Raw genomic sequence first — 23361 nt, 5'->3', positions numbered from 1 at the left:
TCCCTTCGACGTGGGGGTGCCGGCACGGGAGGGCGTGCTGGTCTGGACCAATATGCTGGCCTGGGCCACCCAACTGTCAAGGGTCCTAACAGATACTGGCGGCACGGGAGTTCGGGGACGCGCCACCGGCCCCGGTCCGCCACGCCACCGCGCCGCCGGTCACGCCCACCGCGCCGGTTCACGGAACAGGGCCGCCGCCGTGCCCTCGCGGCGCGGCGGCGGCCCGTTGGTCACCCGCGTGCGGCGGTCAGGGCCGCCAGCTGGTCACGGCCAGCGCCGGGACGAAGCGCGCCGCGTCCACGGTGCCGACCCCGGTGGCCATGTCGTAGCCGTTCACCGCGGTGTAGCCGGTGACGCCGTCGTACGAGTTGTTCGTCCCGTCGTTGACGTCCACGATCCCGGTGAACTTGGGGCTGCCCTTCTCCAGCGCGTACAGGGCCTGGTGGATGTCGCCCACCCGGTGCCCGCCGAGCTGGTCGGCCAGCGCGACGATGCCGGAGAACAGCGGGCTCGCCTCACTGGTGCCGCCGTACACGTCCCAGCCGACGGCCGTCGGGTCGTAGCTGGAGTACACCCACGCGCCGCCGTCCACGGCCGCCGCCATCGAGATGTCCGGCGTGCCGCGCCGGTCGCCGACGACGGACTTCACGGAGTTCTGGTAGCGCGGCCTGGCGAAGACGTGCGACTGGCCGCCGCCGCCCGCGCCGTAGTCGTTGTACACGCTGTCCGGCTTGACCCGGTTGCCCGCGTCGTCGAGGTGGAGCTGCGTGCCGCCGATGCTGGTGACCAGCGGGTCGGCCGACGGCCACGAGTTCACCGGGTACGGGTAGTTGTGGCTGCCGTCCTCGACGGCGTCGGTCGCGCCGCCGTCACCGGAGGAGGCCAGCACGGTCACCCCGTGCCGCTCGGCGTCCTGGAAGGCGTACCGCAGGTTCTGGATGCTGGAGAAGTCGCCCTTGTCGAAGCCCGGGAAGGTGTTCTCGGTGGCCCCGAAGCTCTGGGTGATCACGTCACCCACTCCGTGGTCGATGAGGGCCTTCTCCGCGTCCATCATCTCCGGCAGGCCGGTGACGCCCTCGGTCTCGGCGACCCCGGTCTCGACCAGGACGATGTGCGCGTCGGGCGCGACCGCGTGCGCCATCTCGACGTCCAGGGTGGTCTCGCCCGCCCAGCCGGTGTGGTCGGGGTTCTTCGGGTCGAACGGAGGCACGTCGCCCCACTTCACGACCTGCACGTGCGTGCTGGGGATGCCGAACTGCGCGCTGTAGACGTCCAGGTCGTGCTGGACCGTCGGCGAGCCGAACGAGTCCACGATCACGATGGTGCGCCCCTTGCCGGTCACCCCGGCGCGGTAGAGCGGCTTGAGGTCGTAGGCCTGGCGGTACTGCAGCGGGGTGTAGCAGTTGATGCCCCACTTGGCCTGGCACTGGGCGATGGTCAGCGGGCTGCTCGCGCCCTTGACCAACTGGTGCCCGGTGACGGCCGGCACCGCCTTGACCGGCGCGGCGCGGCCGGGAGCGGCGGTGGCCGCTCCCGTGGAGGGAACAGCTATGAAAGCGGCGGCGGTCAGAGCGGTGGCTCCGACCGCCGCGGCCGCGGCACGGGGCCGCGGACGGGGTCTGCGCATGGACTCTCCTCGGTGTGGAGCTCTCCTCGGCTCTCCTCGGCTGGATCTCGGCCGCACACAGCGGCTGCCGCGATCTCAGCCGGAGATCATGCGCAGGACAAGGCGATACGCCGCAACTGCCGGTCGTTTTACCCGATCAGCCTATTTCTTTACGATCACTTGACGCGCTGTCGGCCGACGGCGGGCGACCGGCGACTGACGGCGGCCGATGGCGCCCCCACCGGTCGTCCATCGGTCGTCCACCGGTCGTCCACCGCTCACTCGCCGGTCGCCCGCCGGTCAGGAGACGACGTCCTTGGCGCGGAAGCCGCGGAAGGCGAGCGCGGTCAGCACCACCGCGTACGACAGGGACACCGAGGTGCCCTCGATCATCCCGGACCACTCCATGTCCGGCTGGATCGCGTCGGCCCAGGAGAACTGCCAGTGCGCCGGCAGCGCCTCCCGCCACGAGCCGAGCGCGGTGACCGCGTCCAGCACGTTGCCGACGATGGTCAGCCCCACCGCGCCGCCGACCGCGCCCAGCGGGGCGTCGGTGACGGTGGACAGCCAGAACGCGAAGGCCGCGGTGACCAGGGAGCTGACGAAGATGTAGCCGACGCACACTGCCAGGCGCGGCAGCGCGGCGCCCGCGGCCACCGTGCCCCCGGTGGGCAGTTGCAGGTCGCCCCAGCCGTACGCGACGGTGCCCGCGGCCAGCGCGACGGCCGGCAGCAGGACGACGGCGGCGGCGCTGAAGCCGAGCGCCACGGCGAACTTCACGCCGAGCAGCCGGGCCCGCGGCACGGGGGCCGCGAGCAGGTAGCGCAGGCTCGACCAGCCCGCCTCGGAGGCCACCGTGTCCCCGCAGAACAGCGCCACCGGCACCACCAGCACGAAACCCGCCGAGACGAACAGGCACGTGGCGCAGAAGTTGGCGCCCGAGGTGGTGGCGGTGTCGATGAGCGTCGGGCCGTTGCGTCCGTCGCCGTTCGGCGTGCCGCCGATCGCGAACGCCGCCATGAGGATCAGCGGCAGCGCGGCCAGCAGCCCCGCCACGATCATCGTGCGGCGCCTGCGCACCTGGCGCCGTGCCTCGACGCGCAGCCGCAGCGTGCGGCCGGGCCGGTAGCCGGGCGCGCTCGCGCGGGCCGGCGGCAGCGTGGGCAGGGTGCTCATGCCGAGCCTCCGATCAGGGTGAGGAAGGCGTCCTCCAGGCGGCGGTGCGGGCCGACCCGGGCCACCGGCACGTCCAGCCTGACCAGTTCGGCCACCAGCCGCGGCGCCGTCATCCCGTCCAGCACGGCGAGCAGCCCGTCCTCCTCGCGTACCGCGGTCGCCACCCCGGGCAGGGCCGCCACCTTGTCGACGAGGCTCTGGGTGACCTCGCCCGCGACGGTGACCAGGACGGTGTCCTGCGAGCCGATGATCTCGGCGACCGGGCCGGCGGTGACCAGCCGGCCGCGGTCCATCACCACCAGGTGCGTGCAGCTCTGCTCGACCTCGGCCAGCAGATGGCTGGAGACGATGACGGTCCGTCCGGCCGCCGCGTACCGGATGAGCACCTCGCGCATCTCGCGGATCTGCGGCGGGTCCAGGCCGTTGGTCGGCTCGTCCAGGATCAGCAGGTCCGGCAGCCCCAGCATGGCCTGCGCGATCGCCAGGCGCTGCCGCATGCCCTGGGAGTACGTGCGCACCGCGCGGTCCAGCGCGTCGCCGAGGCCCGCGATCTCCAGGGCCTCGGCCAGGTGGGCGTCGGCTTCCGGGCGCCCGGTGGCCTGCCAGTACAGGTCGAGGTTCGCGCGGCCGGTCAGGTGCGGCAGGAAGCCGGCGCCCTCCACGAACGCGCCGACCCGCGACAGCACCGGCGCGCCCGGCCGTACCGCCTCGCCGAAGATCCTCATCTCGCCCTCGTCCGGCCGGATCAGGCCCATCAGCATGCGCAGGGTGGTGGTCTTGCCCGCGCCGTTGGGCCCGAGCAGGCCGAGCACCTGGCCCGGTTCGACCCGGAACGACAGGTCGCGCACGGCGTACCGGTCGGCGGACTTGGCGTACCGCTTGCTCAGCCCGGTGATCTGCAGCGGGACCGCGGCCGTCGCCGGATCGGCCGGGCGGGGCCGGACCGGGCGGCGGCCGGCGGCCAGCAGGGCGGCCGCGAGGGCCACCGCGAGCGGCGGCAGGGCCCACACCCACCACGGCAGCGGCGGCGCGTCGGCCCGCAGCGCCGGGTCGGTGGGCACGGTCAGCCCGGGACCGGCGAGCGAGACGGTCACGGACGAGGCGGCGGCCGGCGAGGCGTACTCCAGGTCGGTGGTGGACAGCACCAGGCGCATCCGGTGCCCGGCGGCGAACCGGTGGTCCACGGCGGGCAGCCTGATCCGTACGACGGCCCCGGCCGGCGAGCCGGCGACGCGCAGCGGGGTGACGAGCGAGGACGGCAGGCTCTGCTTGCCGTCGGGCGCCACGTCGTACAGCTTGGCGAAGAGCACCGCGTCGGGCGCGGTGGTGGCGACGCGCACCGTGACGGCCGGGGCGCCGGTGACGGTGACGCTCCGGGTCAGCCGGGCCGAGTCGAAGTGGGCGTACTGGCCGGGGAAGTCGACCGTCAGGCCCGTGCCGAACACGGAGAGTCCGGTCAGCGCGCCGGCGCCGGGCACCGCCGACACGGCCGGCGGTGAGCCGCCGGCGGGGTTGGTGATCCGCTGCGGCGGGCCGGACAGCGCCGTGCGCAGCCGCGCCGTGCCGTCGAGTCCCGGGTAGCCGCCGCCGCTCGCGCCGCGCAGCACTACGCTGCCGTCGCTGGAGTCGAGCCCGCCGGTGCGGGTGACCCGGAAGGCGGGGCCGGTGCCGCGGCCGGTCCCGCCCTTCAGGTAGTGGTCGAACCAGGCCGTGACCCGCCGGTCGATCCGGCCGTCCTCGGTGTCGCCCCCGTCGTGGCCGCCGCTGACCCAGTCGACCGCGACCGGCGCGCCGTTCGCCCTGATGGCCCGGGCCATCGCGTCGGACTGGGCGAGGGTGAACAGCGAGTCGCCCTGCCCCTGCACGAGGAGGGCCGGCACCTTCAGGCGCGTGGCGACCGCGGCGGGGCTGAGCGCGGCGAGCTGCCGCCGGGCGGCCTCGTCCGGCGTGCCGCTGCTCGCCACCCTCTCGTACATCGCGCAGATCGAGGGCTCGAAGCGCCCGCACACCGGGTCGCCGCCGCCGCCCGCGCCGTGGCCGGCCGGCGGGCCGGAGGCGGCCGCGGGCCCGTCGGTCGCCGCGGGGCCCGCCGGGACCGCGCCGGACACCGTGGGCGCGGAACCGCCGGAGAAGAAGATCCCGGCCCACAGCTTCTTGTAGACGCCGTCCGGGAACAGCGCGTCGGCGAGGTTCCAGTACGTCAGCCGGGGCGCGATGGCGTCGATCCGGTGGTCGTACGCCGCCGCGAGCAGCGAGACCGCCCCGCCGTACGAGACGCCCGAGACGCCGACCCGGGGGTCGCCCGGCGCGTCCAGCCGGACCTCGGGGCGGGCGGCCAGCCAGTCCACGAGCCTGCTGACGTCGGCGACCTCGCCGTCGGCGGCGTTGAGCCCGATCCGGCCGCCGGAGTGCCCGAAGCCCCGGGCGGACCAGGTCAGCACGGCGTACCCGTGCCGGGCGAGCGCCTCGGCCTGCCCGCGCACGTCGTCCTTGCTGCCGCCGAAGCCGTGGCCGAGCAGCACCGCGGGCCGCCGTCCCGGGCCGCCCGCGGTGAAGTACGAGGTGTCCAGGCGCACCCCGCCCGCGCCGCTCAGCATCGCGTCCACCCGGTGCACCCGGGGACCGCCCCCCGCCGCGACCGCTCCCCCGGCCGCCGCCCCGCCGGCCACGAGCACGGCGAGCGCGCCCGCGACGGCGAGCCGTCGCCCGCGGCGGCCGAGGCGCCCGAAGCGGCCCGGACGGCCGGGCCTGCTCGCACGGCCGAGGCGGCTCGGGCGCGGCATGCGAAGATCCATCCCCCGATCGTAGGCGGCCGCGCCCTGCCGCCCGGCCGGAGGCGGGCGTTTCCCCGGCATCTCACAGGGTTCGGGGCGGGAGCCCTCGGGGCGCGGGGGGCTTGAGGCGCGCGGGCTTGAGGCGCGGGGGCTTGAGGCGCGGGGTCCTCGTGGCCGGTTCGCATGGCGTCGGCGAACGGTCGCGGTACGAGCGGCGGCCGGTCGCGGGGCCGGGATCGCGGTACGAGCGGCGCTGTCGGCGCCCGGCGGTAGGGTCCAGGCCATGGGCAAGGGGCTGACCGCGGCGCAGCGCAGGGCCGTCGCCGAGTCGGATCCGGCGACCGGGCGGCTGTCGGCGCGGCCCGAGGTGTGCGTGCGGCTGGTCGCGGCCGGGCTGGCGGCGCCGCACGGCCGGGGCGGCCATCACGCCTATTACCTGACCTCGGAGGGGCTGCGGCTGCGTTCCTCGCTGAGTGCGCCGCCACGGGAGGACGTCCCCTCCCCCGCCCCCGGCTCCGGCGCGCGGGAAAACGCCCGGGCGGGCGTCGGCTTCACCGCGGACGACGGCACGGGCGAGGCGCCGCCCGCGCCCGGCCGCGCCGCCGAGGTGGCCACCGCCTGGGAGGGGCTGCTGCGGATCCGCGAGGTGCTGCTGGACGGCCGGACCGACCGCCCCGCCCCCTGGGAGCTCGAACGCCAGGTGCACGCCGTGGCGCTGGCCCTCGAAGCCGCCGGCTGCCCCCCGGCCCGGCCGGACACGCCCGGCTACACGGTGACGCCGTCCCCCCACCCCGGCGCGGTCCGCCTGGCCTGGAAGGACCCGCACCGGCCCGGCGCCGGGCCCGAGCCGGACCCCGGTCCGAGCCGCCCCGGCCCGCTGGACCGCGTCGCCGCCCTGCTGCCCGGCCGCGGCTGGCAGCCAACCCTGCACCGTACCCGCGAAGGCTCCGCATACCTGCTGGTCAGCCCCCGCCGCTGATGTTCCGCCACGGCCGCCCTAGAGTCGAGCGCCATGGAATACCGTCACCTCGGCCGCAGCGGCCTGATCATCAGCGAAATCGCTTACGGAAACTGGCTCACCCACGGTTCCCAGGTGGAGGAGGACGCGGCCACCGCGTGCGTGCGCGCGGCGCTCGACGCGGGCATCACGACGTTCGACACCGCCGACACGTACGCCCAGACCCGGGCGGAGTCCGTCCTGGGCAACGCCCTCAAGGGCGAGCGCCGCGAGGGGCTGGAGATCCTCACCAAGGTGTTCTGGCCGACCGGACCCGGCCGCAACGACCGCGGCCTGTCGCGCAAGCACCTCATGGAGTCCATCGACAACTCGCTGCGCCGGCTGCGGACCGACCACGTCGACGTCTACCAGGCGCACCGCTTCGACCGGTTCACCCCGCTGGAGGAGACGATGGAGGCGTTCGCCGACATCGTGCACGCGGGAAAGGCCCACTACATCGGTGTCTCGGAGTGGACGGCCGACCAGATCCGCCGGGCGCACGCGCTCGCCCGCGAGCTGCGCGTCCCGCTGGTGTCGAACCAGCCGCAGTACTCGGCGCTGTGGCGGGTCATCGAGGGCGAGGTCGTGCCCGCCTGCGAGGAACTCGGCATCAGTCAGGTGGTGTTCTCGCCGGTCGCGCAGGGCGTGCTGACCGGCAAGTACCTGCCGGGACAGCAGCCGCCGCAGGGCTCGCGCGCCACCGACGACAAGGGCGGCGCGAACATGATCAGCCGCTGGATGCGGGACGACCTGCTGGAGCGCGTGCAACTGCTCCGGCCCCTTGCCGCCGAGGCGGGGCTGACGATGGCGCAGCTCGCCGTCGCCTGGGTGCTGCAGAACCCGAACGTGGCCGCCGCGATCGTCGGCGCCTCCCGCCCGGACCAGGTGGCGGAGAACGTGAAGGCGTCCGGCGTGCGGCTGGAGGCGGACCTGATGGCCCGGATCGAGGAGATACTCGCCCCGGTCGCGGTCACCGACCCCAAGCGCGTGCACGACAACGTGCCGGCGCAGCGTCCGTAAGCCCGGCGTCCGTAAGCCCGGCATCCGGCATCCAACATCCGGCACCCGGCACCCGGCTCCGCTTCCGCGGGCCGCCCGGCGTAGTCTGTCTACAACCCTGTAGTCGGATCATGGCCGGGCGGGCCCGCGCGGTCCCCGGAGGAAGGGGCCCGATGACCGCCCGCGTCCCCTGGTCGCGGCTGCTGCCGCCGGCCGCCTTCGCCGCGGCCTTCGCGCTGCTCGCCTGGGTCGTGCTGAGCCACCATCCGTACGCCGTGGACACCGGGCCGCACCGCTGGTCCGTCGACCACCGCCCGCACGCGGCAGCCGTCGCCGCCCGGCTCGTGACCGACACCGGCACCGGCGTCTTCCCGCCGCTGGTGGCCGCGCTCGGCGGCTGGCTCGCGGGTCTGGCGGCCTACGGCGGCGGTCCGGCTTCCGCGAAGGTCGCGGCGGCCGGCGACCGGGCGGCACGGATGCGCCGCGCCGTGCCGATGGCGCTGCTCGCCCTGGTGGTCCTGCTGGCCGGGCAGGCGGTGCGGACCGGGCTGATGGCGGCGCTGCGGCGCGGCCGGCCGCCGGTCGCGGACTGGGCGGTGCACGCGAGCGGCCACTCCTTCCCGTCCGGGCACACCTCGTCGAGCGCCATCGCCGCGGGCCTGCTGACCTGGGGCCTGCTGCGGCTGCGGCCCGATCGCGCCCCCGGCTTCAGGGGTCTGCGCGCCCGCTGGCCGGCGGTCCTGTGCTGCCTGGTCGCGGTCGCCGTCGGCTGCTCGCGGGTGTACTTGGGCGTGCACTGGCCGACCGACGTGCTCGGCAGCTGGCTGTTCGCCGGGTTCTGGCTGGCCGTGACCCTGCCGCTGCTGACGTACGTGGCCGACGGCCGCGACACCCGGGAGGACGGGGACACGGGGCAGGACGGGGACACGGGGCAGGACGGGGACACGGGGCAGGACGGGGACACCGGGGAGGACGGGGACGACCGCGGCACCGGGCAGCACCGGGAAGGGGGCGGACCGCAGCGGCACGGGCGGGAGGATCAGACCGACACGCCGTGAGCCCGCAGGAAACGCAGCGGGTCGATGTCGTCGCCGTAGACCGGTCCTGTGCGCATCTCGAAGTGCAGGTGCGGCCCGGTGGTGTTGCCGGTGGACCCCGAGCGCCCTATCCGCTGGCCCGCGGTGACCCGCCGGCCGACCTTCACCGAGATCTGCGACAGGTGCGCGTACTGGCTGTAGTGGCCGTCGGCGTGCTTGATCACGACCTGGTAGCCGTAGCTGCCGCCCCAGCCGGCCGTGACCACCGTGCCGTCCGCGACCGCGTGGACGGCGGTGCCGGTGGAGACCAGGAAGTCCACCCCGGTGTGGTAGCCGCTGGCCCAGTTGCCGCCTTCCTCGTGGTACGGCGTTCCGATGGGCGCGTGCTCGACGGGAAGCGTGTAGTCGGTACGTACGGGGGTGGAGGTGTGGGCGGTGTGCCGTTCCGGGGCGTGGGTGCCGCCGCCGCGTTTCGACGCCGGGGCGGGCCTGTGCGCGGGTTCGGCCGCCGGTTTGGACTCGTGCTCGGGCACCGGCTTCGCGGTGGTGCGGTGGTGGACCGGCTTGGCGGGGGCCTTCGCCGGCGCGGCGGGGGCGGCGAGCGCGAGCCGCTGGCCGGGGAGGATGAGGTCGGGGTCGGCGCCGACGACCGCGCGGTTCTCGTCGTACAGTTCCGGCCAGCCGCCGTGCACATGGTGGTCGGCGGCGATGCCGGAGAGCGTGTCGCCGGCGACGACGGTGTAGCGCGCGTCCGCCGTGTGCGGCGCGGGGTGCGCGGGCGTACGGTCGGCGCTGCGGGTGTGCGCCGGGATCTCGCGCGCCTCGGCCGCCGCCGGCTTCGTTGTGCGGTGCGGCGCGGGCCGGGGCCTGACGGTGGCCACCTGGACGAGGTGCGAGGCCGAGGCCGCCTGCCGGGTCAGCCCCGCCTCGACCGAGCAGACCGGCCAGGCGCCCGGGCCCTGGCCGCGGAGCACCTTCTCGGCGACCGCGATCTGCTGGTTCTTCGTGGCGAGGTCGGCGCGGGGGGCGTACGCGGAGCCGCCGTAGGCCTTCCAGGTGCTGGCGGCGAACTGCAGCCCGCCGTAGAACCCGTTGCCGGTGTTGACGCTCCAGTCGCCGGAGGACTCGCAGTTGGCGACCTTGTCCCATACGTTCGCGCCCGCCGCGTGCGCGCTGCTCAGCCCGATCAGGGGCAGCGCGAGGCCGGCGCCGCCGGCGGTGACGGTCAGGGATGCCTGGGAGACCCGGCTGGGCCGGTAGCGGCGGTGGCGCCCACGTAAGGACATGGCACGAGTCCTCTCCTGGAGGTGGCCCCGTGCCCGGCGGGCTTGGGGCGGCCAAAGCGTAGGCCCGTCACGGACCGGCACACAAGGGTGTACCCGGGGTCACCGGAAGCGCCGCCGTACCACCGTTCCCGCCGGCGCGGGGGCGCGGCCGGGAATCCGGCCGGCCGGCAGGTGTTGGAAGAAGGGTGAGCTCCGTACTGCGTGACGCGCCGTTCTCCGTGCTGGACCGGTCCCGTACCCGGGAGGGCGAGGACGCGCCGACGGCGCTGCGGGAGACGGTCGCCTTCGCCCGGGAGGCGGAGGCGCTCGGCTACCGCAGGTTCTGGGTGTCCGAGCACCACGGCGTGCCCGGGGTGGCCGGTTCGGCGCCGACCGTGCTGGCCGCCGCGCTCGCCGCGGCGACATCGCGGATCCGGGTCGGCACCGGCGGGGTGATGCTGCCCAACCACCGGCCGCTGGTGGTGGCCGAGCAGTTCGGGGTGCTGGAGTCGCTGTACCCGGGGCGGATCGACATGGGCCTGGGCCGCTCGGTCGGATTCACCGACGGCGTCCGCAAGGCGCTGGGCCGGGGCAAGGAGGCGGCCGACGAGTTCGGCGACCAGCTCACCGAGCTGCTCGGCTGGTTCAGCGGCACGCAGCGCGCCCACCCGGGGGTGCACGCCTGGCCGGCCGAGGGCCTGCGCCCGGCGCCGTTCCTGCTGGCCGTGGGCAGCGGCGCCGACCTGGCCGCCGCGCACGGACTGCCGCTGGTGATCGGCGGTGTCCGCGGCGAGGAGGCGGTGCTGCGGGCCATCGACGGCTACCGCGCCTCCTTCCGGCCGTCCCCCTGGGCGGCGGCGCCGTACGTCGTGCTCTCCGGCACGGTCGCGGTGGCCGCCGACCCGGACAGCGCGCGGCGGCTGCTGGTCCCCGAGGCGTGGTCGGCCGCCTGGTCCCGTACCCACGGCGTCTTCCCCGCGCTCTCCTCCTACGGGTCCGTCATGGCGCGCGGCATGAGCGCGCGGGAGCGCGAGCGCTTCGACGAGGCGATGACCGGCCATGTGCACGGCGCCCCCGAGGACGTGGCGAAGACCCTGGAGTCGCTGCTGGTGCGCAGCGCCGCGGACGAGTTCCTCGTGACGACGAGTACGTACGACCGGGCCGCGCTGCTGGAGTCCTACCGCCTGCTGGCCGCGCTCGTGCGCTGACGCCGGGGGCGCCGGGCCCCGTACTCCGTGCCCCGTCACCGTTCGAGCACCCGGCCGGGAGAGGTACGGCAGCGCGCCCGGGCCGGCCGCCGTGCCGCACGCGGGCCGACGTCCTGTCAGCCCCGATGCGGATGCGGGCAGGTGACGGCCCGTCCGGTCCGCCCAATCGGGTCACCGTCGCGGGCTTCCCTCACCGGGATGGGCGGCGCCGTCGTGCCGAGCGGGGACTTCTGTTCTTACGGTGACCGCATGACTGCCTTCCGTCCCACCTCGCGGGCGCGCACCCGTCCGCGCACCGCCACGCTGGCGGCCGTCTGCTGCCTGGCCGCGCTGCCCGTCGCGTCGGCCGCGCAGGCCGCGTCCGCCCGGGTCCCGTCCGCTCCGGCCGCCGCCGCGCGGGTCGCGGCCGGCCGTGTTCCGGCCGCCTCCGGGACAGGGCAGGGGGCGGGGCCCGAGGCCGCCTCTCGGGGCGGTTCGCGGGCCGGATCCGAGGCAGGGGCGCGGGCCGCCGGGTCCGAGGCCGGGGCGGGTTCCGTACGCGAGCCCGGGAGCGCCGTCGCCGCGGCGGCCGAGGCGCCGGCCGGGGGGCCGCTGCTGTCCGCGCCCGGGGTGCAGGTGCGGCCCCAGGACGGGACGCCCGACCTGCCGTCCGGGCTGTCCGCGCTGTCCTGGCTGGTGTCCGACGCGCGGACCGGTCAGGTGCTGGCCGCCAAGGACGCCCACCGGGCACTGCCGCCCGCCTCCACCCTGAAGACGCTGTTCGCGGACACCGTGCTGCCGCGCCTGCCGGCCGACACCAGGCACACGGTCACCGAGTCGGACCTGGCCGGCATCGGCGAGGGCAGCAGCATGGTCGGCGTCCAGGTCGGCCACACCTACGCCGTGTCGGACCTGTGGCGCGGGGTGTTCCTCGCCTCGGGCAACGACGCGGTGCACGTCCTGGCGCACATGAACGGCTCGGTGCCGCTGACGGTGACGCAGATGCAGGCCAAGGCGCGGATGCTGGGCGCGTACGACACCCACGTGGTCTCGCCGGACGGCTACGACATGCCGGGGCAGGTGTCGTCCGCGTACGACCTGGCGCTCTTCGCCCGCGCGGGCCTGGCGAACCCGGAGTTCGCCGGATACGTCTCGACGGCGACGGCCGTGTTCCCCGGCGGCTGCGACGCGCACGGCCACTGCGCGAAGCCGTTCGGCATCCAGAACACCAACCGGCTGCTCACCGGGGCCAACGGGGTCACCCCGTACCCCGGGATCATCGGTGTGAAGAACGGCTACACCACGCACGCCGGCAACACCCTGGTGGCGGCGGCGCGGCGCGGGGAGCGGACGCTGATCGTCACGGTGATGAACCCCCAGTCGGGCGTTCCGCAGGCCGTGTACCGGGAGGCGGCCGCGCTGCTCGACTGGGGGTTCCGGGCGGCCGGGCGCACCGGCTCCGTCGGCACCCTCAACGCCGTCCCGGCCGCCTACCACGCGCCCGCGGACAACGGCCGCGCCACGACTGCCACCCACCCGGCGAAACCGTCCTCCCCGTCCCGCTCCGCCGTCGCCTCGCCCACCGCTTGGTACGTGGGCGGCGCGCTGGTGCTGGCGGCGGCGGTCTCGGTGCTCCTGCTGCGCCGCCGCGGCCCGGCGCGGGCCCGCTGACGGAGCCGGCCGGCCCGGCCCGGCGCACCCTATCCGCGCACCGCGCGGGCGGGTGGTCCGGGCGGGAAACGTGCGCGGCACGAGCGCGCGGCAGGCGCGTGGCACGGGACGGGAGTGCGGGCCCGGCACGTGCGGGTCCGGTGCGGCGCCGCGGGGTGCCGGGGGGTACGCGGAGGCGGGACGCCGGGGGTGCGAGCGGTGGCGGCGGGGTGGTTCGGGACACGGCGGCGACGTGGTCGTATCGTCGGCAGTACCCTCGGTCCGCCCGGCAGTTGAGGCTGCCCGTGCGCGCCTGCCGCCGCCGAAAGGAAGCCGTCACCGCATGAGCCGTCGTCCTCCCGGACTGGTGTCCACGTGGGCCGAGATCCAGCGTCAGCAGCAGCGGCAGGCGGAGGCGCAGCGCAGGGCCGGGGCGCAGGCCGAGCGCGAGGAGCAGCGGCAGCGGCGGGCGGCCGAGCGGGCGCTGGCGCGCAGCCGGCAGGAGGAGAAGGCGGCGTACCGGGCCCGCCGCGAGGAGGACGCGCGCCGCAGGACCGAGGAACTGGAGCGCAGGTTCGCCGAGTTGGGCGACCTGCTGCGTACCGGCTGCCGGGCGCCGCTCTTCTCCCCCGACGCCATGCTGGTCCCCGAACGGCTCGACCCGTTCGCCCCGGGCCGGCTGGCCGAGCCGATCGCGATGCCGCGGCCGGAGGCGTACGGGGTGGCGCGGCACTCCGGCTGGGGCCCGGGCGGACGGCAGGAGCAGCGGGAGGCCCGGGCGCGGTACGAGCACGACCTGCGGGCCGCGCGCGACGCCGAGGCCCGCAGGCAGCGGATGCTGGCGGACTACGAGCAGCAGTACCGCCGCTGGGCGGAGCAGCGGCTGGCGGACATACGCCGGCACAACGAGGGGGTGCGCGCGACGCTGGCCGCCCTCGGCCGGCGCGAGCCCGACGCGGTGGAGGAGTACCTGACCGCCGCGCTCTACGCCTCCCCCGCCTGGCCGGAGGGACTGCCCCGGCAGGTCTCCGCGTCGTACGAGGCGCCCGAGCGGCGGCTGGTGCTGACCTGGGAGCTGCCCCCGTACTCGGTGGTGCCGCAGGCCGCGGCGGTGCGCTACATGCCGACCGCGGACCGGGACAAGGAGGTGGCCCGGCCGGCCGCCGAGCGCCGCTCCGCCTACCGCGGCCTGCTGGCCCAGTGCGTGCTGCTGGTGCTGCGCGAGCTGTTCGGCGCCGACCGGTTCGAGCTGCTGGACTCGGTGCTGCTCAGCGGCTTCGTCGACGACACCGACCCGGCCACCGGCCACCGCGTACCGGTCTTCCTGGCCTCCGTCCTCGCCTCGCGCGCCGACTTCGCCGCGATCAACCTCTCCCGGGTCGAGCCGGTCGACTGCCTGGAGCAGGCGCTGGGCGGCGAGCTGTCCGCACGGCCGGACAAGCGGGTGCCGGTCACCCCGGTCCGGCTGCCGGGCGAGGCGGGCCGCGCGGTCGTCACGCACGGCGGCGGGGAGGAGCCGGACCTGCTGGCGATGGACCCGCTGGAGTTCGAGGAACTGGTCGCCGAGCTGTTCCGCGCGATGGGCATGCAGGCGGTGACCACCGTGCGGTCCGGCGACGGCGGGGTGGACGTGGACGCCCTCGACCCCGACCCGATCAGGGGCGGGAAGATAGTGGTGCAGGTCAAGCGCTACCGCAACACGGTGGCACCCACGTACGTGCGCGACCTGTACGGGACCGTGCAGAGCATCGGCGCCAACAAGGGCGTCCTCATCACCACTTCCGGCTTCGGCCCGACCTCGTACGCCTTCGCCAGTGGCAAGCCGCTGACCCTGGTGTCGGGCACCGACCTCGTGGAACTGCTGCACCAGCACGGCCTGGCCGGGCGGCTCGGCCCGGCGCCGGCGGGGGCAGGGGCATCGGCGGTGGCCTCCGGCACGGACGCGCCGGGAACGGCCGGCGCGGCGGCGGGCGGCCCGGACGACGAGCCCGACGCCAGCGTGCTGGGCCTGTGGTGGGAGGGGCCGGTGCGGCTCGACGTGTGCGCCCTGGTCTGCCACGGCGGCCGGGCGCTGGGCGACGACCACTTCGTCTTCTTCAACAACCCGCGCACGCCCGACGGCAGCGTGCGGATGATGCCGGCCCTCGGCGGGGACAAGGCCGCGATATGGGTGAGCTTCGACCGGCTGCCCGCCCGCGCCGACCGGGTGGTGCTGGTGGCCGCGATCGACCCGGAGGCCGATCCCGGCGCGGACCTGTCCGGCTTCACCGGCGCCCGTATCCGCCTGACCGACCCCTCCGGGGCGGAGGCCGACCGGCTGGAGGTCTCCGACGGCCGCCCCGGCGAGACCGCCCTCGTCCTCGGCTCCTTCCGCAAACGCCCCGGCGGGAACTGGGACTTCGTACCCGGCGGCAAGGGCTACCCCGGCCCGGGCGGCCTGGTCGACCTGGTCCAGGAGCACGGCATAGAGGTGGAGTGAGGCGGCCCGACCGCCGCACCCCGCTCCCGGCCCGACCGTGCACTGCTGCCGGACCGGGCCCCCACGCACCTTCCGCCGCACCACCGGCCCACCCCACGCACCCTCCGCCGAACCACCCCACCACCGACCCGGCGTCCACCGACCCGGCACGGTCACTGTGCTATCGTGAAGGCAGGGACGTATAAGTCCGTGCCTCGCTTCGGCACCTGAGTCCCTCTCACCGGCCCCTCGGACCACTCGTACGAATCCACCGGCCCGGCGCCTTTCCCGGCCGTCCGCGCCGTGTGCGCGATCCGGCGGACGCCCCGCCCCGCGGGCCTCCCGCCGGGCCCCCCTCGCACCGGTCCCCCGGTGGTTCCCGCGGTACGCGGAGCGTGACGGCCCCGCCCGCGCCCGCATGTTCGACGCCGTGCGCCGCCTTCCCTTCCTGCCCTCCCCCTTTCGAACGCCTCCTTTTTCCTTCGCTTCCCTTTCCCCGTCCCGAGAGGACGACCCCATGACCGACACACTCCAGCGTCTCGAACGCCCCTCCGACCGGCGGGAGTCCCCCGCGCGGCACGTCGCGGGCGTACTCGACCTCACCGGCGGCCAGGGCGGCGGCCGCCTGCGCGGCCACGGGCTGCTCCCGTCGCCCGACGACGTCTCCGTTCCCCGGCAGCTCGTCCAGCGGCACGACCTGCGCAAGGGGGACCTGGTCGAGGGCATGGCCGCGAAGTCCGGCGCCCTCACCGAGGTCGTGCGGGTGGGCGGGCTGCCGCCGGGCGGCCGGCGGCCGCGCTTCGCGGACCTGACCCCGCTGCACCCGACCCACCGGCTGCGCCTGGAGAGCGAGGTGCTCAAGGGATCGGGCGCCGCGGCCGGGCGGCTGATCGACCTGATGGCCCCGGTCGGCAAGGGCCAGCGCGGCCTGATCGTGGCCCCGCCCAAGGCCGGCAAGACCGTTCTGCTGCAGAACCTCGCCGCCGCGCTCGCCGCCAACCATCCCGGCGCCCACCTGATGGTCGTCCTGCTCGACGAGCGCCCGGAGGAGGTCACCGACATGCGCCGTGCGGTGCGGGGCGAAGTGATCGCCTCGACCTTCGACCAGCCCGCCAAGCAGCACATCGCCGTCGCGGACCTCGCCGTCGAGCGGGCCAAGCGGCTGGTGGAGCGCGGGCAGGACGTGGTGGTCCTGCTGGACTCGCTGACCCGGCTGTGCCGCGCGCACAACACCGCGGGCGGCGGCAGCGGCCGCACCCTGTCCGGCGGCGTCGACGCGGCGGCGCTGCTCGGGCCCAAGCGGTTCTTCGGCGCGGCCCGCGCCGCCGAGGAGGGCGGTTCGCTGACCATCCTGGCGACGGTTCTCGTCGACACCGGCTCGCGCGCCGACGACTTCTACTACGAGGAGCTGAAGGGCACCGGCAACATGGAGCTGCACCTGGACCGGTCCCTCGCCGAGCGCCGGATCTTTCCCGCGGTCGACCTCGCCCGATCCGGCACCCGCCGCGAGGAACTGCTGCTGCCGGCCGACGAGTTGGCCGTGGTGCACGGTCTGCGCCGGGCCCTGCTCGGCCGCGACCCCCACTCCGCCTCGGAGGTCCTGCTCGACCGCATCAAGCAGACCCCCGACAACGCGGCCTTCCTGCGCAAGGTCCGGGGCACCTTCCCGGGCGAGGGATGATCCGGGCACGCGCGGCGAAGAGCCCCCGTACCGGCCACCCCCGCGAACGCGGCGGTCCGCTCCCCCCGCCGCGCGTCACGATCCCGCGCCGGGAGCCACGCGGGGAGACGGCCCGGCGGGGACACGGCTGGGGACACGATCGGGGACGCGACTGAGGACAAGGCTGGGGACACGGAGTTGGGACACGGACCGCGCCGCGTACGGTCGGGTGCCCGCGCCGTCGGTGGTGTCGGCTAGCGTGCCCGGCATGCTCATGCTCTACGGACGGGACAGGGAAGCCGCCGCCATCGACGCGCTGCTCGACGACGCGCGGGCCGGGCGCAGCGGCGTGCTCGTACTGCGCGGCGACGCCGGCATCGGGAAGAGCGCGCTGCTGGAGTACGCGGTGGCGCGCGCGCAGGGCGGCGGGCAGGCACGGCGGGAGGCCGGGGCGGGCGCCGAGGGCGACGGTACAGGCGACAGCGGCGAGGCGGTCGCGCCGATGACGCTCGTACGCGGCGCGGGCATCGAGTTCGAGGCCGAACTCCCCTATGCCGGACTGCAGTTGCTGCTGCGCAGGGCGATGGGGTCGCTGGACGCGCTGCCCGAGCCGCAGCGCCGGGCCCTGGCGGCGGCGTTCGGTCTGGCCTCGGGCGGCGCGGGCGAGCCCATGTTCGTGGGTCTGGCCGTGCTGTCCCTGCTGTCCGACCACGCGGGCGAGGGTCCGCTGCTGTGCGTGGTCGACGACGCCCAGTGGCTGGACCGGGCCTCCGTCGATGCGCTGGTCTTCGCGGCCCGGCGGCTGGACGCCGAGGGTGTGGCGATGGTCTTCGCCGTGCGCGACGGCGAGGGCGCCTTCCCCGCCGCGGGCCTGCCGGAGCTGGGTCTGGGCCCGCTGGACGCGGGCGCCGCCGAGGCGCTGCTGGCCGCCGGCGGCGAGCCGCTCCCCGATCCCGTACACCGCCGGGTGCTGGCCGAGGCCCAGGGCAATCCGCTGGCCCTGCTCGAACTGCCGACGGCGCTGCGCGGGGCGTCGGCGTCGGCGTCCGCGGGCGCGGGCATGGGCACGGGCGCGGAATCCGTGCCCGCAGGACCCGGCGGACTGCCGCTGACCAGCAGGCTGCGGATGGCCTTCCACGGCCGGGTCAGCCATCTGCCGCCCGGCACGCAGATGCTGCTGCTGGTGGCCGCGGCCGACCACTCGGGGGACCCGGAGCTCCTGCTGCGGGCCGCGACGGCGCTCGGGCTGGGCCTGTCGGACCTGCCGCCGGCGCAGGAGGCGGGGCTGGTCTTCGTCGACCAGGAGGACCGGCTGCGGTTCCGTCACCCGCTCATGCGGGCGGCGATCTACCAGCGCGCGCCGCTGCCCGACCGGCTGGCCGCCCATCGCGCGCTGGCGGACGCGGCCGACCCGGTCGCCGACCCCGACCACCGCGCCTGGCACCTGGCGGCAGCGGCCACCGGCCCCGACGAGGCCGTGGCCGCCGTCCTCCAGGACACCGCCGACCGGGCCAGGGAACGCAGCGGCCACGCCGCCGCCATGGCCGCCTACGAGCGCGCGGCCCGCCTGAGCACCGACCCCGCCGCCCGCGTCGAACGCCTCGTGCTCGCCGCCGAGTCGGCCTCGGAGGCGGGCGAACTCGCCCGCGCCCGGAGCTTCGCCGAGCAGGCGGCCCGCGCCCTGGAAGGAACAGGTGACGCCGGGCCGGGCGGCTCCCCGGGCGAGCGGCCCGGCTCGGCCGTGCTGCGGGCCCGCACCCTCCACGTGCGGGGGCTCGCCGACTTCTGGCAGGGGGCGTTCCCGGCCGCGCACCGGGTGCTCCTGGAAGGGGCGGGCCTGGTGGCCGGCGCCGATCCGCAGCGCGCCGCGCGGATGCTGGTGCAGGCCACGCACACCGCGTGGTACCTGGGAGGCGACGAGGTGGCGCAGACCCTGGACCGGCTGCGGGCGCTGCGGCTGCCCGAGGACGCGCCGATCCGGCCGGTCGCGGAGTTCCTGACCGGCGCGCTGGGCAGCGGGGCCGCGGGCCACGCGCCCCCGGCCGTCGACGCGGCCGCGGCCGGTGCGCGGGCGGCGCGGGGCGGCCGGATCGACCCGCGGGACCTGGTGATGCTGTGCGGGGTCGGCCTGGCGCTGGGCCAGGACGCGCAGTCGTACGAACTGACCACCGCGCTCATCGCGGAGAGCCGGGAGAGCGGCGGCCTGGGGCGGCTGACCACGCTGATGTTCTTCCACGCGGAGGCGGAGATCTTCCAGTCGCGGTACGAGGACGCGTACGCCACCGCGGCCGAGGGGCTGCGGATCTCCCGGGACGCGGGGCAGGCCCAGTGGGTGAGCCAGCTCGGCAGCGCGCTGGCGCACGTGGCGGCGATCAGGGGCGACGAGGAGGAGTGCCGCGGGCACGTGGACATGGCGCTGTCGGCCGGCGCGAGCGGGGCGATGGCGCCGGGCGCGCCGTGGGCGTACTGGTCACAGGGCCTGCTCGAACTCGGCCTGGGCCGCGCCCAGGCGGCCCTGGACCGGCTGTCCCTGCTGACCGGGGAGTCGGTGCGGCACCACATCTCGGCCACCCGCAGCGTCCCCGACCTGGTGGAGGCGGCGGTACGCCTGGGGGTGCCGGAGCGGGCCGACGAGCCGCTGGCCCGGTTCGAGGCGTGGGCGGCGCGCTCGGGGCAGCGGTGGGCGCGGGCCCTGGTGGCCCGCTGCCGGGCGCTGCGCGCGCCCGAGGCGGAGGCGGAGGCGTACTTCACCGAGGCCCTCGCGGCCCACGACCCGCATCTGCGGGCGATGGAGACGGCGCGTACCGCGCTGCTGTACGGCGAGTGGCTGCGCCGGGTGCGGCGCAAGAGCGAGGCGCAGGGCCGGCTGCGCGAGGCGCTGGACGCCTTCGAGCGGCTGGGCGCGAGGCCGTGGGCGGCACGGGCACTGGGCGAACTGGGCGCGGCCGGCGCCTCGGTGACGGCCCCGCAGGGCACCCGGTCGCCGGCCGAGGAGGCGGGCCTGACCCCGCAGGAGTCCCAGATCGTGCGGCTGGCCGCGCGCGGCATGTCCAACCGCGACATCGCGGCGCAGCTCTTCCTCAGCCCGCGTACCGTCGGCTACCACCTGTACAAGGCGTATCCGAAGCTGGGCGTGGTCTCCCGGGGCGAACTCGCCGCGATCTTCGGTTAGTCCCGCTCACGGGACCGCGAACGGGGCTGTGCCCGCCCGGGGTCGGGGAACCGGGCGGGCACGGCCTGTGCGGCCCCGCGGGTGGCGCGGGTCAGATGGTGACCCCGTGGGAGGCCAGGTAGGCGACCGGGTCGATGTCCGAGCCGTAGTACGGCGTGGTGCGCACCTCGAAGTGCAGGTGCGGGCCGGTCACGTTGCCGGTGGCGCCGGACAGGGCGATCTGCCGGCCCTCGGTGACGCTCTGGCCGACGGAGACCTCGACGCGCGACAGGTGGCCGTACAGGCTGTACCTGCCGTCCGGGTGCTTGATGATCACGTCGTTGCCGTAGGCGCCGTCGGGGCCCGCGTGGACCACGGTGCCTGCGGCCACCGAGTGGACCGGGGTGCCGGTCCACACCAGGAAGTCGACGCCGGTGTGGTAGCCGCTGGACCAGTGGGCCCCGGCCTGGTGGTACTTGGTGCCTATCGGGGCGTTGCCGACCGGCTTGGTCCAGCCGGTGCCGGCGGCCGCCTTCGCCGCGGCGGGCGCGGCCTTCACGACGGCGGCCGGGGCCTTGGCGGGCTCGGCGGCCGAGGCGTTGCCGGTGAAGGCCAGCGGCAGCGCGAGGGCCGCGGCGCCGGTGCCGGCGGCGAGGCAGATGCGGGTGAGGCGGCTGAGGCTGCGCGGTTTGCGGTGCTTTCCCTTGGCGGGCATGAAAGACGTCCTCTCCTGCGCCTGCGAGGTGAGCTGTCGGGTTCGGGCAGGAGATGCCCGGTCACGGTGCCGTGCCGGCGGGCGCGGCGGCCACGCGGTGCGCGCGGGCCGTGACTTCACCCCGAGCCGTCCGGTGTCCCGGGACGGCGGCTTACCTGGGTCCCCCGCTCCTGCCGTGCGGTTTGGTCGAACGATCCGTCTCCGGGCGGCGGCAGGATTCGGCGATCCACCCGGCGGAAGGGAGAGCGGGCATCCGGCCCGCCGCAGAGGAAGCTAGACGACGGCCCGATCGAGCGGCAAGCAAGTACGACATGCCCGACTTCTTGCGATACGGCGGGCGTGACTCGCCGTCATGCGCCGACGCGGTTTGCGTGCACGAGTGCCTCACGGTGCGCACACACCTCCGCGGCGGCGGGTGACATCGGACCCCCCTCGGCCACGGTGGGCTCCGCCGGGGCCCCGGACGGTGATGGTCCCGTGATGCCGCTCACACGCCGTCAGCCGCGTGAGGTGCACCACTCCGAAATGTCCGATTTATAGGACTTGTTGGCATTCGTCACTTCGGGGGCGCGAGTGGCGCCGCGAGCCGGGGCCGAACGGAGCCGGTCAGCCGGTCATCAGGTACTCAGTACGTGCCCGGAGCGCCGCCGATCCGCGCGTCCAGGATGCGGCTGAGCCGGTAGGCCACCGGCCGGAAGCCGACGGCCGGCCAGTGGCCGGCGGCCAGCGGCGAGGCGGAGTGCCAGCGGGCCGACATGTAGCGGTGCCCGTTGTCGTACGCCCACGCCAGCGCCGTGGCCAGCAGCACCCGGCTGATGCCCTCCCCGCGCGAGGCGGGATCCACGTACGCCTCGGCCAGCTCGACGCAGGACTCCGGTGTCACCGGGCCGGGGGCCGCGGGGACGACGACCGCCATGCCGATCTCCTCGCCCCGCCGCGAGGCGATCCACGCCCCGCACCTCGGGTCGGCGAGCGCGTCGGCGTAATGGACGCGCAGGGCGGCCAGGGCCTGCTCGGGCTGCGGCTGGAACATCGCGGAGCCGCGCTGCCCGCGGGCCGCCTCGGCCGCCATCCGGCCGATCTGCGGCAGGTCGCCGGGCCCGGCCCGCCGGATGGCCAGCCCCCCGACACCCCGGGGCTGCCGGCCGCGGGCCCTGACCGCCATCAGGCCGTGCACCAGTTCGCGGCCGAAGCCCAGGTCCGACCAGGGCGAGGTGGCGGACTCCCCGGCCGGCACCTCGACGTAGTGGACCAGCCGCCGGTCGGCGACCAGGCGCTCGGCGACCCGCGCGTACAGGGCGCGCAGCACCTCGCTCTCCCGGCCGGACGGCAGGGCGTGGCCGCCGTGCGGGACCAGCGCCGCGCGGGGATGGCCGCGCAGGGCCGCCGGGTCGTCGCGCGCGAGGTCGACGGGCACGGCCGCCAGGTGCCCGGCGAGGCCGCCGTCGCCGTCCATGGCGCGGCACGCCTCAAGGCCCGGCGTGGTCAGCAGCTTGCCCAGGAGTTCCTCGCCGCGCACCGGGCCGTCGGCCAGCCAGGACCGCTGCGACGGGGGGCGGCGGGCCCGGGCGAACCAGCGGTCGTACCGCTGCGCGGCCAGGGGTATGTGTTCGGCGGTCAGCGGCGCGATGGCGACAGTCATGGTGCTCCGGGACGCTAGCGGGGTCCGCCGCCTCACGGCAAGGCGACCCGGGAGCCCTTGTCCCGCAAGGGTGTTGAGGCACCCGCGGGAGCCGCGCCGGCCGGTGGACGCGCGCGTTCCCGGCCGGTCTGCGCGGCACGTTCCGGCCCCAGGACCTCCGCCTCCGAACGGAATGGCCGCCCCGCTCGCCACGCCCATTCTTAGGGGCTCCGGGTCAGCCGGTCCACGCCGGGTGGCGGGGGTCGTCGGCGCGGACCAGGACGTCGGCGCTCTGCTCGGGCAGCACCTCGCGGTCGTAGCGCTCGTAGGCGGGCAGCGTCCAGTGCTCGGCGGGGTCGGTGCGCCGCTCCAGGGCCGCGGGGGACAGCCGCAGGTGGACGGTGAGGTCCAGCGGCAGTCCCTGGCCGAGCAGGAGCGGGCCGTCGAGCACCAGCACCCCGCCGGGCGGCAGGTCCACGTAGCCGGCCCGGGTGGAGCGGTCGGTCACCGGGTCGCGCAACGAGGGCAGGGCGCGGCCGGAGCCGCCGGGCCCGAGCGGGTCGAGCACCTCGCGGCGCAGCGCGCCGGTGTCCAGCCAGAGCTGGTAGTAGGCGTCCACGTCCTGGTGGCCGTACTCCAGCCGGACCGATGCGGGCCGCCAGAAGCCCGCCGCGCTCACCCGCAGGACCGGGTGGCCGAGCGCGGGCAGCTCGTCCGCCACGGCGTCGGCGAGGTCCGCGGTGCCGGCGGCGGGCGCGCCGTCCACGGCGAGCCTGGCCCACGCATTCCGGTCCGGGGGGTGCTCCCCCGGGCGGACCGGCGGCACGGTGGCGGCCACCCGCTCGGCGAGCGCCCGCGCCAGCCGGGGCCAGGTGATCGGGGTGAGCTGCACACGCCCATCCTCCCCCGGCCGCCGCGTCAAGGCGCCGACGGCCCCCTCACCTGTTCGGCCGGTAGCGGCGGCCGGACCGCGCCCCGCCCTCCCGTGGGGCGGACAAGCCGCACACCTCACCCCAGTGGTGCAACTTCCCGACGAATCACCCGTTTGCCACCGAGCGCGACCTC

Annotated in this window: 15 protein-coding genes and 1 riboswitch; of the genes, 8 read left to right on the top strand and 7 right to left on the bottom strand. The window is 76.0% G+C overall.

What is annotated here, in order from left to right:
- Positions 1-247: 247 nt before the first annotated feature.
- The 3 genes from K7G61_RS27185 to K7G61_RS27175 all read right to left on the bottom strand — a co-directional run bounded on the left by K7G61_RS27185 (position 248) and on the right by K7G61_RS27175 (position 5577).
- Positions 248-1627, bottom strand: a complete 1380-nt coding sequence (locus K7G61_RS27185) for a S8 family serine peptidase (RefSeq protein ID WP_225849633.1) — start codon at positions 1625-1627, stop codon at positions 248-250.
- Between the two features lie 279 nt (positions 1628-1906).
- Positions 1907-2782: an ABC transporter permease gene (locus K7G61_RS27180; protein ID WP_225849632.1), complete on the bottom strand. Its 876-nt coding sequence runs from the start codon at positions 2780-2782 to the stop codon at positions 1907-1909.
- Positions 2779-5577 (bottom strand): alpha/beta fold hydrolase, encoded by a 2799-nt coding sequence (locus tag K7G61_RS27175; protein ID WP_225849631.1) that lies wholly within the window; start codon positions 5575-5577, stop codon positions 2779-2781. Before K7G61_RS27175 ends, K7G61_RS27180 begins: the two co-directional genes overlap by 4 nt.
- Before the next feature lie 262 nt (positions 5578-5839).
- Here K7G61_RS27175 and K7G61_RS27170 point away from each other — a divergent pair, with 262 nt between their 5' ends.
- The 3 genes from K7G61_RS27170 to K7G61_RS27160 all read left to right on the top strand — a co-directional run bounded on the left by K7G61_RS27170 (position 5840) and on the right by K7G61_RS27160 (position 8610).
- A complete protein-coding gene (locus tag K7G61_RS27170) occupies positions 5840-6535 on the top strand; it encodes a hypothetical protein (protein WP_225849630.1) in 696 nt (231 codons plus the stop codon).
- Positions 6536-6568: 33 nt separating this feature from the next.
- Positions 6569-7573, top strand: coding sequence for an aldo/keto reductase family protein (locus K7G61_RS27165; RefSeq protein WP_225849629.1), 1005 nt, complete (start codon positions 6569-6571; stop codon positions 7571-7573).
- 152 nt (positions 7574-7725) lie between these two features.
- Positions 7726-8610 (top strand): phosphatase PAP2 family protein, encoded by an 885-nt coding sequence (locus K7G61_RS27160; RefSeq protein WP_225849628.1) that lies wholly within the window; start codon positions 7726-7728, stop codon positions 8608-8610.
- Here K7G61_RS27160 and K7G61_RS27155 read toward each other — a convergent pair.
- A complete protein-coding gene (locus K7G61_RS27155; RefSeq protein WP_225849627.1) occupies positions 8592-9875 on the bottom strand; it encodes a transglycosylase family protein in 1284 nt (427 codons plus the stop codon). The genes K7G61_RS27160 and K7G61_RS27155 overlap by 19 nt on opposite strands.
- Positions 9876-10060: 185 nt before the next feature.
- Between K7G61_RS27155 and K7G61_RS27150 the strand changes: the two genes are divergently transcribed.
- The 5 genes from K7G61_RS27150 (at position 10061) to K7G61_RS36625 (ending at position 19981) form a co-directional block, all read left to right on the top strand.
- A complete protein-coding gene (locus K7G61_RS27150) occupies positions 10061-11062 on the top strand; it encodes an LLM class flavin-dependent oxidoreductase (RefSeq protein ID WP_225849626.1) in 1002 nt (333 codons plus the stop codon).
- Between the two features lie 249 nt (positions 11063-11311).
- Positions 11312-12712, top strand: a complete 1401-nt coding sequence (locus K7G61_RS27145; RefSeq protein ID WP_225849625.1) for a D-alanyl-D-alanine carboxypeptidase family protein — start codon at positions 11312-11314, stop codon at positions 12710-12712.
- Between the two features lie 322 nt (positions 12713-13034).
- Entirely contained in the window at positions 13035-15170 is a 2136-nt protein-coding gene (locus K7G61_RS27140; protein ID WP_225849624.1) for a restriction endonuclease, read from the top strand.
- Between the two features lie 397 nt (positions 15171-15567).
- Positions 15568-16830, top strand: a complete 1263-nt coding sequence (gene rho, locus K7G61_RS27135) for a transcription termination factor Rho (protein ID WP_374204248.1) — start codon at positions 15568-15570, stop codon at positions 16828-16830.
- Positions 16831-17077: 247 nt separating this feature from the next.
- Entirely contained in the window at positions 17078-19981 is a 2904-nt protein-coding gene (locus tag K7G61_RS36625; RefSeq protein WP_263984918.1) for a LuxR family transcriptional regulator, read from the top strand.
- Between the two features lie 91 nt (positions 19982-20072).
- Here K7G61_RS36625 and K7G61_RS27120 read toward each other — a convergent pair whose 3' ends face one another.
- The 3 genes from K7G61_RS27120 to K7G61_RS27110 form a co-directional block, all read right to left on the bottom strand.
- Positions 20073-20675: a M23 family metallopeptidase gene (locus K7G61_RS27120; RefSeq protein WP_225849622.1), complete on the bottom strand. Its 603-nt coding sequence runs from the start codon at positions 20673-20675 to the stop codon at positions 20073-20075.
- Between the two features lie 5 nt (positions 20676-20680).
- A riboswitch (cyclic di-AMP (ydaO/yuaA leader) is annotated at positions 20681-20874 on the bottom strand.
- A gap of 426 nt (positions 20875-21300) precedes the next feature.
- Positions 21301-22317, bottom strand: a complete 1017-nt coding sequence (locus tag K7G61_RS27115; protein WP_225849621.1) for a GNAT family N-acetyltransferase — start codon at positions 22315-22317, stop codon at positions 21301-21303.
- Positions 22318-22531: 214 nt separating this feature from the next.
- The gene (locus K7G61_RS27110; RefSeq protein ID WP_225849620.1) at positions 22532-23188 is read right to left on the bottom strand and encodes a uridine kinase; all 657 of its coding nucleotides are present in this window, start codon (positions 23186-23188) and stop codon (positions 22532-22534) included.
- Between the last annotated feature and the right edge of the window lie 173 nt (positions 23189-23361).

The organism is Streptomyces sp. HPF1205 (assembly GCF_020400825.1).
Classification (GTDB): Bacteria; Actinomycetota; Actinomycetes; order Streptomycetales; family Streptomycetaceae; genus Actinacidiphila.
This window is presented reverse-complemented; position numbering and strand designations above follow the sequence as displayed.

What these genes read in the sequence shown, in the direction of transcription:
- K7G61_RS27185 (WP_225849633.1), bottom strand. Translation starts at nt 1,627, where the DNA reads ATGCGCAGACCCCGTCCGCGGCCCCGTGCCGCGGCCGCGGCGGTCGGA.
- K7G61_RS27180 (WP_225849632.1), bottom strand. Translation starts at nt 2,782, where the DNA reads ATGAGCACCCTGCCCACGCTGCCGCCGGCCCGCGCGAGCGCGCCCGGC.
- K7G61_RS27175 (WP_225849631.1), bottom strand. Translation starts at nt 5,577, where the DNA reads ATGGATCTTCGCATGCCGCGCCCGAGCCGCCTCGGCCGTGCGAGCAGG.
- K7G61_RS27170 (WP_225849630.1), top strand. Translation starts at nt 5,840, where the DNA reads ATGGGCAAGGGGCTGACCGCGGCGCAGCGCAGGGCCGTCGCCGAGTCG.
- K7G61_RS27165 (WP_225849629.1), top strand. Translation starts at nt 6,569, where the DNA reads ATGGAATACCGTCACCTCGGCCGCAGCGGCCTGATCATCAGCGAAATC.
- K7G61_RS27160 (WP_225849628.1), top strand. Translation starts at nt 7,726, where the DNA reads ATGACCGCCCGCGTCCCCTGGTCGCGGCTGCTGCCGCCGGCCGCCTTC.
- K7G61_RS27155 (WP_225849627.1), bottom strand. Translation starts at nt 9,875, where the DNA reads ATGTCCTTACGTGGGCGCCACCGCCGCTACCGGCCCAGCCGGGTCTCC.
- K7G61_RS27145 (WP_225849625.1), top strand. Translation starts at nt 11,312, where the DNA reads ATGACTGCCTTCCGTCCCACCTCGCGGGCGCGCACCCGTCCGCGCACC.
- K7G61_RS27140 (WP_225849624.1), top strand. Translation starts at nt 13,035, where the DNA reads ATGAGCCGTCGTCCTCCCGGACTGGTGTCCACGTGGGCCGAGATCCAG.
- rho (WP_374204248.1), top strand. Translation starts at nt 15,568, where the DNA reads ATGTTCGACGCCGTGCGCCGCCTTCCCTTCCTGCCCTCCCCCTTTCGA.
- K7G61_RS36625 (WP_263984918.1), top strand. Translation starts at nt 17,078, where the DNA reads ATGCTCATGCTCTACGGACGGGACAGGGAAGCCGCCGCCATCGACGCG.
- K7G61_RS27120 (WP_225849622.1), bottom strand. Translation starts at nt 20,675, where the DNA reads ATGCCCGCCAAGGGAAAGCACCGCAAACCGCGCAGCCTCAGCCGCCTC.
- K7G61_RS27115 (WP_225849621.1), bottom strand. Translation starts at nt 22,317, where the DNA reads ATGACTGTCGCCATCGCGCCGCTGACCGCCGAACACATACCCCTGGCC.